At 40.3% G+C, this 12,295-nt stretch carries 13 protein-coding genes; 1 reads left to right on the forward strand and 12 read right to left on the reverse strand.

Annotated elements, in window-relative coordinates; genetic code table 11:
* Positions 1-71 precede the first annotated feature (71 nt).
* From BG04_RS10050 to BG04_RS10075, 6 genes are all read right to left on the reverse strand, one after another.
* A complete protein-coding gene (locus BG04_RS10050) occupies positions 72-317 on the reverse strand; it encodes a YusG family protein (RefSeq protein WP_013059654.1) in 246 nt (81 codons plus the stop codon).
* Positions 318-396: 79 nt separating this feature from the next.
* Positions 397-780, reverse strand: a complete 384-nt coding sequence (gene gcvH, locus BG04_RS10055; protein ID WP_034648479.1) for a glycine cleavage system protein GcvH — start codon at positions 778-780, stop codon at positions 397-399.
* Positions 781-915: 135 nt separating this feature from the next.
* Positions 916-1,272 (reverse strand): arsenate reductase family protein, encoded by a 357-nt coding sequence (locus BG04_RS10060; protein ID WP_013059656.1) that lies wholly within the window; start codon positions 1,270-1,272, stop codon positions 916-918.
* A gap of 115 nt (positions 1,273-1,387) precedes the next feature.
* On the reverse strand, positions 1,388-3,172 hold the full coding sequence (locus BG04_RS10065) for an acyl-CoA dehydrogenase family protein (RefSeq protein WP_034648476.1): 1,785 nt from the start codon (positions 3,170-3,172) through the stop codon (positions 1,388-1,390).
* Between the two features lie 23 nt (positions 3,173-3,195).
* Positions 3,196-4,374, reverse strand: a complete 1,179-nt coding sequence (locus BG04_RS10070) for an acetyl-CoA C-acetyltransferase (protein WP_013085348.1) — start codon at positions 4,372-4,374, stop codon at positions 3,196-3,198.
* Between the two features lie 12 nt (positions 4,375-4,386).
* On the reverse strand, positions 4,387-6,768 hold the full coding sequence (locus BG04_RS10075; RefSeq protein WP_171777804.1) for a 3-hydroxyacyl-CoA dehydrogenase/enoyl-CoA hydratase family protein: 2,382 nt from the start codon (positions 6,766-6,768) through the stop codon (positions 4,387-4,389).
* 184 nt (positions 6,769-6,952) lie between these two features.
* On the opposite strand from BG04_RS10075, the gene BG04_RS29655 reads away from it, so the two are divergent.
* A complete protein-coding gene (locus tag BG04_RS29655) occupies positions 6,953-7,102 on the forward strand; it encodes a YuzL family protein (protein WP_013059660.1) in 150 nt (49 codons plus the stop codon).
* 79 nt (positions 7,103-7,181) lie between these two features.
* On the opposite strand, the gene BG04_RS10080 is transcribed toward BG04_RS29655, so the two are convergent.
* The 6 genes from BG04_RS10080 to BG04_RS10105 all read right to left on the reverse strand — a co-directional run bounded on the left by BG04_RS10080 (position 7,182) and on the right by BG04_RS10105 (position 12,188).
* Positions 7,182-8,099, reverse strand: coding sequence for a proline dehydrogenase family protein (locus BG04_RS10080; protein WP_016765834.1), 918 nt, complete (start codon positions 8,097-8,099; stop codon positions 7,182-7,184).
* A gap of 177 nt (positions 8,100-8,276) precedes the next feature.
* The gene (locus BG04_RS10085) at positions 8,277-8,534 is read right to left on the reverse strand and encodes a YusU family protein (protein ID WP_013059662.1); all 258 of its coding nucleotides are present in this window, start codon (positions 8,532-8,534) and stop codon (positions 8,277-8,279) included.
* Entirely contained in the window at positions 8,527-9,294 is a 768-nt protein-coding gene (locus BG04_RS10090) for an IucA/IucC family C-terminal-domain containing protein (protein ID WP_034648472.1), read from the reverse strand. The genes BG04_RS10085 and BG04_RS10090 overlap by 8 nt, the downstream gene beginning before the upstream one ends.
* Complete coding sequence (locus tag BG04_RS10095) at positions 9,284-10,111, reverse strand: ABC transporter ATP-binding protein (RefSeq protein WP_013059664.1); 828 nt, start codon at positions 10,109-10,111, stop codon at positions 9,284-9,286. Before BG04_RS10095 ends, BG04_RS10090 begins: the two co-directional genes overlap by 11 nt.
* A gap of 26 nt (positions 10,112-10,137) precedes the next feature.
* Positions 10,138-11,187 carry a FecCD family ABC transporter permease gene (locus tag BG04_RS10100; protein WP_029319259.1) on the reverse strand — a complete coding sequence of 350 codons (1,050 nt, stop codon included), beginning with the start codon at positions 11,185-11,187 and terminating at the stop codon, positions 10,138-10,140.
* Positions 11,184-12,188, reverse strand: a complete 1,005-nt coding sequence (locus BG04_RS10105) for a FecCD family ABC transporter permease (RefSeq protein WP_013085355.1) — start codon at positions 12,186-12,188, stop codon at positions 11,184-11,186. The genes BG04_RS10100 and BG04_RS10105 overlap by 4 nt, the downstream gene beginning before the upstream one ends.
* Positions 12,189-12,295: the final 107 nt, after the last annotated feature.

Below are 12,295 nucleotides of genomic sequence, written 5' to 3' on the forward strand. Positions count from 1 at the left end.
AACTGTTTTAAAAGGCAGCTTAAGCCATATTGTTTCCATAAAACAAGAAAAACAGCGGCAGTTGCCACTGTTTAGCACCATCCTGCTTCTTCATCGCAGTCTGTATATTTTTGCGTTTCACCTTGTTTTTGTACGTCCGTATATTGGTAGAACTTATTATTTTCTTGCGAATATCCTTCTTCAAAGCGGTATTCATTGCCGCTTGTTCCGTAACTAACTTCACCAATTGGCTGCTTATCAACATATAATTTCATACCGCCGTCATGAAATTTAGCTGTAACGCGATCTGTAACGTCCATTTTTTGTTTTTCAAACATAAAAAGACACTCCTTTAGCTTGTTTACTAATAGAGTGTCCAGTCAAAAATTTTTCATAAAGACAATTTATGGAGGAATATTATCCTTCGTTTGTCATTTCTTCGTATTGCTCTGCTGTCATTAGCTTGTCTACTTGAGAAGAATCAGATGGTTTGATTGTAATCATCCATGCTTCTTCGTATGGAGAATCATTAACAAGTTCAGGGCTATCGCTTAAGTTGTCGTTTACTGCTACAACTTCACCGCTAATTGGTGCATAGAGCTCAGAAACTGTTTTTACTGATTCAACGCTGCCAAACGGCTCGTCAGCTTCTACTGTTGCTCCTACTTCTGGCAGTTCAACGAATACGATGTCTCCAAGCTCAGCTTGAGCGAAATGTGTAATACCTACGCGGACAACGTCTCCTTCTGTTTTTACCCATTCATGCTCTTCAGAATAACGCAAATCTTTTGGTGTACTCATCTTAATCCCTCCAAAATATGTATCGTAATTTGTTTATATAAAAAGCGCCTTCAACGTGGAGAACACTTTCTACAACCTAAAATAACTTCCTATTAACAGTGTAACGTAAAAGGTAAAAATTTTCTATTTGAAAACTCACTTCCACACGTCTTCAAACTGCTCTTCTTTGAAACCAAGCGTTACTTTTTGTCCATCTGTTAGCAGCGGACGCTTAATTAACATGCCATCTGACGCAAGAATAGACAGAAGTTCATCTTCACTCGCACTGCTTACTTTATCTTTAAGCCCTAATTCGCGATATTTTTTACCGCTTGTATTAAAGAATTTTTTTAATTCTAAGCCGCTGTTCTGATAATAAGACTGGAGCTGCTCTTTTGTTGGCGGGTTTTCTACAATATGAATTTCTTCATACGCTACTCCGTTATCATCCAGCCACTTCTTTGCTTTTCGGCACGTCCCACACTTTGGATATGAATAAAAAAATAATGACATTTCGTCAACCACCCTTTATTTTAAGCTTTTTTCGTATTTTAACACATCCTTTATCATTTACCTAGATAGAGGCTTCTTAAACAAAAAGGAGCTCGCAAAACGAGCTCCTTTTTCCTTAAACCGTGAACTTCTCTACTTCTAGAAGCGTTTTCGCAATCTCACGCTTTACGCTAATCACATTGATTGGTGTATAGCGCGTTAACTTGCGAAGAGACGAAAGCATGACTCTAAGCGTATCACCTTGTTCAACGCCAATTAACGTTTCTTTTGCATCTGCTTCGATCCGATTAAATGCTTCTTGGCAAAATACTTGGGTATACTTTAATTTTAAGCTATTCTGACCTGCTCCTGTTTTGGAAATGGCTTTTTCAGTACGCAAAACAGTAGATTCCATTGCATATACGTTACTGATCATATCGGAAATATTAACGAGAATTTCTTGTTCTTTCTCTAATTCTTTGCCATACTTTTGTGCAGCTAATCCCAAAAGCAAGAGCGCAATTTTCTTCCCGTTTTGCACAAGCATTTTTTCTTGATCTAACGGCTCATTTCCTACTTCCTGCGGCATAAGCATCATCAATTCTTCTTGAAGCGTTTGTGCTTTTTGAAGCAGCGGAAGCTCTCCTTTTAGCGCTTTGCGTAAATATGTGCCTGGTACTAAAAGACGGTTAATCTCATTTGTTCCTTCAAAAATACGGTTAATGCGGGAATCGCGATACAAGCGCTCGATTTCATACTCACTCATAAAACCATAGCCTCCGTGAAGCTGCACCCCTTCATCTACGATGTAGTCAAGAGATTCCGTGGCAAACACTTTGTTTAATGAGCATTCAATAGCATATTCAGCAATGGAAGCGGCAATTTGTTTTCCGTCTTTTTGCTGTTCTTCTGAAAGCTGGCCCATATGGTCTTCGAAAAGTCCTACCGTACGATATACGGAGCTTTCAGTTGCATACAATTTAGAAGCCATTGTGGCTAACTTTTCTTGTGTTAATGAGAATTTAGCAATTGGCGTTTTAAACTGCTGACGCTGGTTAACATATTGAGACGTAATTTCTAATGCACGTTTTCCTGCTCCAACTGCTCCAACTCCAAGCTTATAGCGCCCAATATTTAAAATGTTAAACGCAATCACATGCCCTTTTCCAATTTCACCCAACACGTTTTCTTTTGGAACAAGCGCATCTTCAAGAATTAATGTTCTTGTTGATGAACTTTTGATTCCCATTTTCTTCTCTTCCGGTCCAACCGAAACGCCTGGGAATTCGCGCTCCACGATAAAAGCAGAAAATTTATCGCCGTCGATTTTCGCATACACCACGAACACATCAGCAAATCCGGCATTCGTAATCCACTGCTTTTCTCCATTTAACACATAGTGTGTACCTTCTGCGTTAAGGCGAGCTGTTGTTCGAGCACCCAGGGCATCGGAACCAGAACCAGGTTCTGTTAACGCATATGCTGCTATTTTTTCCCCAACTGCTAAAGCAGGTAAATATGCTTGCTTTTGCTCTTCTGTTCCAAATAAGACGATTGGCAATGACCCAATTCCTACGTGAGCACCATGAGTGATGGAAAATCCGCCTGCTCGAGACATTTTTTCAGCAATTAAAGCCGAGGTAATCTTATCTAAACCGAGGCCACCGTATTCTTCCGGTACATCTGCACCAAGTAAACCTAATTCACCAGCTTGTTTTAATAACTTTACAGAGCGTTCAAACTCATGCTTTTCTAAATATTCCACTTGTGGAAGGACTTCATTTTCTACAAATTCATCTGTCGTCTTGGCAATCATCTTTTGTTCAGATGTATAATCCTCCGGCGTGTAGACGCGGCTTGCATCGCCCTCTTCAATTAAAAAGCTTCCACCTTTAATCATTTGTTTTGTTTTATTTGACATGTTTATATCCCCCTTTGAAATGATTATGCTAACAACTCAAATACACCAGCAGCTCCCATTCCTCCGCCAATACACATGGTGACAATTCCAAACTGCTCATTCCGACGCTGCATTTCGTGCATTAAGCTAAGAGTAAGCTTAGCTCCAGTACAGCCTAATGGATGACCTAAGGCAATAGCGCCTCCGTTTACATTTACTTTATCTTCATTAATATTTAATTCACGAATAACGCCGAGTGCTTGAGAAGCAAATGCTTCATTCAATTCAAACAACCCGATATCAGAAAGTTCCAGCCCTGCTAGTTTAAGAGCTTTAGGGATGGCAGCTACCGGGCCAATCCCCATTACTTCAGGCGGAACTCCTCCAACTGCAAATGAGCGAAACTTAAGCAAAGGCTTTAACCCTTCTGCTTCAGCTTGTTCTTTATCCATTAGAAAAACGGATGCAGCTCCGTCACTTGTCTGCGAAGAGTTTCCAGCTGTTACCGATCCTTTAACCGAAAAAGCTGGACGAAGTTTCCCTAATACATCCGCAGTTGTGCCAGGACGAACTCCTTCATCTTGAGAGAACATCAGCTTTTGTTCACGGAGCTTATTGTTTTCATCCACTTTTCGAAGCGTCACTTCCACCGGAACAATTTCGTCGTTAAACTTCCCTTCTTGAAGTGCTTTTGCTGCTTTTTGATGGCTGCGTACAGCAAACGCATCCTGGTCTTCACGTGAAATTCCATATTTCATCGCCACTTGTTCTGCTGTATGTCCCATGCCCATATAATACTCCGGCGCATTTTCAACCAGCTGAACATTCGGACGCGCTACATTTCCAAACATCGGAACAAAACTCATTGATTCTGCTCCTCCAGCTAACACTGCTTTGGCTTGCCCTAGCATAATTCGCTCTGCACCGTAGGCAATACTTTGCAAACCTGATGAACAATAACGATTAATCGTTATTGCTGGCACCGTATAAGGCAAACCTGCAAGAGCGCCAATATTTCGAGCCATATTCAAACCTTGTTCTGCTTCAGGCATCGCACAACCAATAATTAAATCATCAATTGGTCCTTCGTATCCGCCTGCTCGGCGAAGAGTTTCTTTAACCGCAATGGCACCCAAATCATCAGGTCTAACACTTGCCAATGAACCTTTTTTTGCTTTTCCGACCGGTGTCCTAGCACCTGCTACAATAACTGCTTCTCTCATTTTTTCTCCCCCTTAATTGCGCAGTGGTTTTCCTTTAACTAACATGTGCTGCATACGTTCTTGAGACTTCGCTTCTCCAACAAGGCTTAAAAATGCTTCTCTCTCTAAGTCCAGCAAATACTCTTCATCAACTTCCGAACCAAACGCTACACGTCCTCCGGCTAACACAAATGCTAACTTACTAGCAATTTTATAATCATGTTCTGATATATATCCTGAATACTTCATGGATTGAGCTCCTAGCAGCAACGTTGCATACCCTGTTTCTCCAACGACAGGGATCTTAGTTCTTACAGGCGGTTTATAGCCCGTGTCATGTAAAGCAAGGACTGAGTTCTTCGCGTCATTCAGCAGGTGATCTCCGTTTACGCTGATGCCATCATGGCGATTTAAGAAATTTAGCTGTTTAGCTTCTGCAGCAGAAGTGGATACTTTTGCAGTAGCAATTGTTTCAAATGTTTTATTCGCAATCTGCTGAAGATCGAGCGTTACACCGTTAGGTAAACCACTTAACTGTTTGATATAAAGCTCCTTGTTACCTCCTCCACCAGGAATGAGTCCGACTCCTACTTCTACAAGGCCCATGTAAGTTTCAGCAGAAGCTTGAATTTTAGCTGACGGCAAGCAAATTTCTGCTCCGCCTCCAAGAGCCATTGCAAACGGAGCTGCAACAACCGGCTTCTCATTGTATTTCACCTTCATCATTGCCTGTTGAAATTGTTTAATAACGAATTCAATTTCAAAATAATTGTCATCTTGTGCTTCCATTAAAATCATAGCTAAGTTAGCGCCAACGCAGAAATTTTTTCCTTGATTTCCTATGACCAGCCCTTTATAGTTCTTATTCACTTCTTCAAGAGACTGATTTAATAAGCTGATAATATCTAGCCCAATTGCATTGTTAGGAGAAGTGAACTGCAGGCACGCCACATCATCTCCTAAATCAATTAAACTCGCTCCGCTGTTTTCTAAAATGACATTATTTTGAGAGCGTAAAGACGACAGGTGAATCACCTTTTTATTTTCTTTTACCGCTTTATACTCCTCATCTTCGTAATAAAGCGTTTGACCTTCCATTTCTTTATAAAAGCTTGTAAATCCGTTTTCCTGCATTTGTTTTACCCACTGCGGAATTGCTAAGCCCTCCTGCTCCATCTTCTCCATTGATTTTTCTAAACCAATTGCATCCCACGTCTCAAACGGACCCAGTTTCCAGCCAAACCCCCACTTCATAGCCTGATCAATGGCCACGATATCGTCGGCAATTTCATCTTTTAACTGAGCTGCATACACAAGAACGGGACTGATGATGTTCCAAAGAAGCTGGCCGGCACGATCACCGGAGTATATAAGCGCTTTCATTTTGTTTTGCAGCCCTTTTGCCTGCTTGCTTAATTCCGTAGAAGCTGTTTTTAACTTCTTTCTCTCGACGTATTGAAGTGTACTAGGATCAAGTTCTAGAATTTCCTTTCCTTTCTTTAAAAAGAAGCCTTGCCCTGACTTGCTTCCTAACCAGCCATTTTCCTGCATTTGTTTCATAAATAAAGGCACATCGAATACTTCTTTTTCTTTGCCTTCCACTTTGTCAAACACATTGTTGGCCACATGAATAAATGTGTCTAGTCCCACTACGTCTAACGTTCGAAACGTTGCACTTTTTGGTCTTCCAATTAAGGGACCCGTCACAGAGTCAACTTCTCCCACGCTGTAATTGCCTTTTAACATTTCTTGAACAGTCACAAGTAAACCGTACGTACCGATACGGTTGGCGATAAAGTTAGGCGTATCTTTTGCAATAACTACTCCTTTACCTAATACATCTTCACCAAACGTTTTCATATATTCAACAATTTCTGATTTTGTGTCATGAGTTGGAATGATTTCTAATAACTTTAAATAACGTGGTGGATTAAAAAAGTGCGTTCCTAAAAAATGCGCTTTAAAATCTTCTGAGCGTCCTTTAGCCATTTCGTGGATCGATATTCCTGAAGTATTTGAACTTACGATACTGCCTTTTTTTCGTACACTGTCAATTCTTTCAAACAGCTGCTGTTTAATATCAAGACGTTCCACTACTACTTCAATAATCCAATCACACTCGCTTAACTGCTGTAAATGATCTTCAAGATTTCCTGGCGTAATTAACGATAGTGATGACTTCGACGTTAAAGGTGCCGGTTTTTGCTTCGTTAATTTAGCTAGAGCAGTTGTACTCAACCGATTTCTCACTTGCCTATCTTCAAGCGTTAGCTGTTTTTTTTCCTCGTCTGCTGTTAATGAAGTTGGAACCACGTCTAGCAAAAGCGTTGGAATTCCTACATTTGCTAAATGAGCTGCAATTCCAGAGCCCATAACTCCTGAACCTAAAACGGCGGCTTTTTTTATGTTCATAATTATCCCCACATCCCCTTTAATATATTGAATGAATGATCATTCATTTTATGCGTAAAAAAAGAGAGTCACTGTTAATCTCTGTTTTTACTATAAAACATTTTTTAAATTTTCGCAATATATTCACAATATTATCTCTAACTATTTTTGAGGTGTTTGGTTATCTTAATACACAGGAGGTGATTTTGTGAGCAAATTAAAGAAGGATCCATCGTCAGCAGGCGTAAGCGCAGCAAGCGTTAAAGGAAATGCTGGACCGGTCAATGAACCGCACGGACGCGGCAAAAAGACATCTCAAAACCAACAGTACACAAAGCATAACACTCAAGGACATTAACCTCAAAATCGAACATGAGTAATCGAATCATGTTCGATTTTTGATTATTTCTTACTTTGTCATCACGACCATTTCATTATTATTTTTTTACAATTCCTTTTAAGACAAATGCGACATTTGCAGGTCTTTCTGCAAGGCGCCTCATAAAGTACCCATACCAGTCCGTTCCATAAGGAACGTACACTCTCATTTTATATTGTTCTGCTACGAGCTGAACTTGCCTTTCTGACCGAATGCCGTATAGCATCTGAAATTCAAACTGATTCATTGAAATTCCATGCTTTTTAACAAACTCTTTTGCATACTGAATGATTCGTTCATCGTGAGTAGCAACTGCTGTGTAGTGACCGTTTAATAAGTGGAGCCCAATTATGTTTTTGAAGTTTTCGTCTACGTCTTCTTTATCAGGAAACGCCACGTCTGCTGCTTCTTTGTACGCCCCTTTCACTAACCTTAATTTAGGAGCATAAGCATCTAATTCACGGATGTCACTTTCTGTTCGATATAAGTATGCTTGAAGCACCGTCCCTACGTGTTCATACTCATTTTTTAATTGTTTAAATAGCTTAATCGTCTTGCTGCATCGCTTATAATCCTCCATATCAATCGTCACAAATACGCTATATTTTTCCGCTTCTTCAAGAATACGCCGCATATGATGAAGTGCCAAATCCTCTGAAATATCCAGTCCCATAGACGTTAATTTCAAAGAAATTTCTGAATCTAACCTTTCTTTGTGTATAAGGTGAATGGCCTTTATGCATTGAGCTGCGGCATGATCAACTTCAGCTTCACTTTCCACAAACTCGCCAAGATAATCAATCGTTACTTTTAATCCCTGTTCATTTAGCTTTTTTATCACACTAACAGCTTCATCGATGGTTTCCCCTGCAACAAAACGTGCTGCTCCAAAACGTAAGCCATAGCGTTTAGCCAGCTTTGTTAACTTTTTGCTTTTTGATAACAATAAAAAAAAGTTTCTTATCGTTTGTTCCAAAGCAACCCCCCGCCTTCACTTGTCATACGCCTCACAAAATTTATTTAATTATCATTAATTTTACCATTTTCCAAACTAGATAGATAGGCACCCTTTATTAACCTATGCATACAAAATCAAAAAGCGACCGAGAGCTTTTGGATAAAAAAACATCCATCAGCTTCGTGATGAATGTTTTTATTCTGGTTTTCGCTGTGACGCTCGATGCGCTTCATTCAGCTCTTTGATTTCCTTTACAATCTCCACCATTTCCGCTTTTGCTTCCGGATATAATTGATTCCAATGCTTTGTTAAAGGAGGCATGGATTTTGAGATATGGTTGTAAAGTGCCCACATTTTTACTTTTTCCTGCAGCTGTTCGTCACTTTGACCAACCATTAGTTCCGTATACTTTTCAATTAAACCGTCAAATTGCTCTTGAAAGGTTTTACTCATGCACAATCACTCCTTTCTTTGGTTTACAAATAACCGGACAAGTTTGACAATAAGTCTTTTTAGCTCCTGTTTGGTAAGATAAACAGCACGTTTGCCGAACCCTTATCTCCTGCATTTGCTTCTCTACTTGAAGAGGTGAACTGTACCTAGCAAACGGATTATGATGGTATGAACCAAAGTGATGACCCTCAGCTTCTTCCAACAAATATCGTAAATTCTTTTGTACTTGTACATTTTCTATTTCTTCATTTGCTAAAAGCAAATCATAAAGCCAGTGGATATAAACAGCTACGTTTTCCCACAGCGTCAGCTTTGAAATTTTTGTCACTTTACGCAGTGATGACCATATCCGCTCAATGTGATGAGCAAACAATTCATCAAGAAGTTCATCAAGAAGAATTTTCCGATTGTCCTCTGTTACTTCTTTGGTCTCAATTTCTGAGATGGACACTTTTGGGAGCCAGATCGTTTCAGCGTCTTCTGTATGCAACGAAACATTTTTAGTCGATGCGTTTATCTTTTTTTGAAACACAATAAATGAATACAAAGCCGCCACCACAACAAAGCTATACCGCTTCGCTAACATAGAGGCAGCTGCTCTCAAGTTATCAGCCTCCATCGTCTGTTGAATCCATAGCAGCTGAATCCTCAGCGTGCTTTCGTCCATGCAGCTGGAGGGAGACAACCTATACAGCGAATTATCTTTAAACGTACAGCGGAATTTTTCTGCTAACTCGCTTTGCTCTTTCTTATTGAGCATGCTGCGTTTCAACGCGCAGCTTATTCACAATACATCGTCCGCGCCCATGAGGAATACAAAGAGGCGTTCCAAATAACGGATCCACCGTCACTTCACAGTTCATATTAAAGACTCGCTGTACTAAATCGCAGTTAATGACTTCTTCTGGTCTTCCCTGTGCATAGATTTTTTTATCTTGAAGCGCCACAATATGATGAGCATAGCGGCAGGCTAAGTTTAAATCATGCAGCACCATTACGATGGTACGATTTTCTTTTTCATTCAGTTCAAACAACAAGTCCAAGATCTCAATTTGATGCGTCATATCTAAATACGTTGTCGGTTCATCAAGTAAAATAATATCCGTATCTTGTGCTAATGTCATAGCAATCCATGCGCGCTGACGCTGTCCTCCAGAAAGCGAATCAACTTGACGATCAGCCAAGTCTGCTAACCCTGTTGCTTCGAGTGCATTTTGTACTTTTTCTTCATCTTCTTGAGACCACTGACGAAACCAATTTTGATACGGATAGCGCCCTTGTTTAACAAGCTGAAGCACTGTCAGCCCTTCAGGTGCAACAGGACCTTGCGGAAGAATTGCTAGCTGCTTTGCAATTTCCTTGGTAGGAAGAGAGGAAATTTTAGAGCCTTCTAGCAAAATAGAGCCGGCATGTGGCTTTAATAATCTTGCTAGTGAACGCAGCAGCGTAGATTTTCCGCATCCATTACTGCCGATAAAAACCGTAATCTCACCCTTTGGGATGGTAACGTCAAGCTCATCTATAATCATCGCTTCTCCATATGATAATGTTAGCGATTTTGTTTCTAACGAATGCATGCGAATCGCTCCTTCTACAAAGAATGCTATACGTTTCTTTGTTTGTATAGTAAATAAATGAAGTACGGTGCGCCAATTGCAGCTGTAAATACACCTGCTGGCACTTCGATTGGCAAGAAAAATGTTCGGCCAATTAAATCTGCTGCTGTGATTAAAATCGCTCCGATTAGTGCCGATAGCGGTATTAAAGCTCCGAATGAAGAACCTACCAGCTTTCGGGCAATATGTGGAGCAAGCAATCCTACAAAGCTAATTCCGCCGGCAAATGCAACGGCGCTTCCTGTTAAAGCTGTACTCATCAGTAATAGTGCCAATCGATTTTTTTGAACGCGACTTCCAACGTTAGTCGCAATTTCTTCACCTAATTCTTGAACATTTAAATTTCGAATCATTAAAATCGTGATTATAACCAGCCCTATTGTAACAGGAACTAGTACGGAAACACTGGCCCAGTTTGAGCCATACACCGTTCCTGTAATCCAAATATTTGCCTGGCTGGCGCGATAGATAGGACCCATAATCATAAACAGCGTGGTCATAGCTTTCGTTAACGCTGTTAATCCAATTCCTATTAATACTAGTGTAATAGGAGAGACGCCATTTTTCCAGGCAAACACATAAAGTAAAAGCGCCACTGCCAATGCACCTAAAAATGCGCTAACAGGCATCCAATTAATACTTACGGTTAACGAGTTGCTTTTATCACTAAATAGTGTCAAAAATAACACTACACCGACTGACGCTCCCCCTGTTAATCCAATCAAGTCTGGTGAAGCAAGCGGATTTCGCACAAGCCCCTGCAAGATAGCACCTGCAATGGCTAAACAAATACCGGCACAAATGGCAACGATAATGCGCGGAAGTCTAAAGGAGGTAACAACTAACCGTTCAAACTCCAGTCCATGACCCGCTAAAATGTTAATCACACGAAAGGGATTGATAAATAAGTCACCCGTACCTGCACTTAATAAAAAAAGAGCAATAAGTGCAGCTGAAAAACCAGTGATAATCAAAGCTGCTTTTATGTTAACTAAAAATGAAATCCGCTTTAAGCGAAGAGATAAGTATGTTTTCATGACGCCTTGGCCCCTTTCCTTGCCATATAGATAAAGAAAGGTGTACCAATAACAGCAGTCATGACTCCAACAGGGATTTCTTGAGGCATAATGACATACCTGGCCGCAACATCAGCTAATAAAATTAAAATCCCGCCGGCAACCGCACTATAGGGAAATACCCAGCGATAATCTTGTCCTACAATTGCTCTTACAACATGAGGAACAATGATTCCAACAAAGCTAATCGGACCGGCTACTGCAACGGCTCCACCAGCTAAAATGGCAATAATGATCCCGCTTATAATTTTCACAAGAGCCGTTCTTTGACCTAATCCTTTAGCTACATCTTCACCAATCGTTAAAATATTAATTTTTGAAGCAATAAAAAACGTGACAATAATTGCTAGCACTACATAAGGCAGTATGCCATACAGCATTTCCACCTTGCGCCCTTGAACAGACCCAGCCAGCCAAAAGAGAACTTGATCAAGTGAAGATTCATCGACAGCCAGCAGCCCTTGTGTTAAAGAAGAGAAAAAGGCTGCAATAGCCGCTCCTGCGAGCGTCAATTTAATAGGCGTTAATCCTTCTTTTCCGATGGACCCAAGAAAATAGACAACCACTACGGTTAATGCCGCTCCTACAAATGCAATCCATGTAAAAGCTTGAAGTGAATTGACCGAAAAAATCATCACTGCAACAACAATAAAAAAGCTGGCCCCAGCGTTCACACCAATAATATCTGGTGAAGCAAGTGGGTTTTTCGTTAACGCCTGCATCATTGCTCCTGCAATTCCTAAACAAATACCTACCACAGCACCAATTATAGCGCGCGGCAATCGAATATTTTGAATAACTATGTGCTCATTCGAACCGTTAAACGCTTGAAAAGCTTCAAATGCTGTCTTGATACTTGTATCTGTGTATCCGAGTACGATACTTAATCCAATACAGATTAAAAGCAGCATGATTCCAATGATGAGCCCCATTACTTTCATTTGAACACTGCGTAGCATCATTTTCATTGCTCTCCTCTAAGATGATTCCTATATATATCTAACCTTTAGTTTAGGAAACATTGAAAAAAGTGTCAATGATTTTGAGAATCATTTTCAATTTTTAATTG

The organism is Priestia megaterium NBRC 15308 = ATCC 14581, assembly GCF_000832985.1.
Classification (GTDB): Bacteria; Bacillota; Bacilli; order Bacillales; family Bacillaceae_H; genus Priestia; species Priestia megaterium.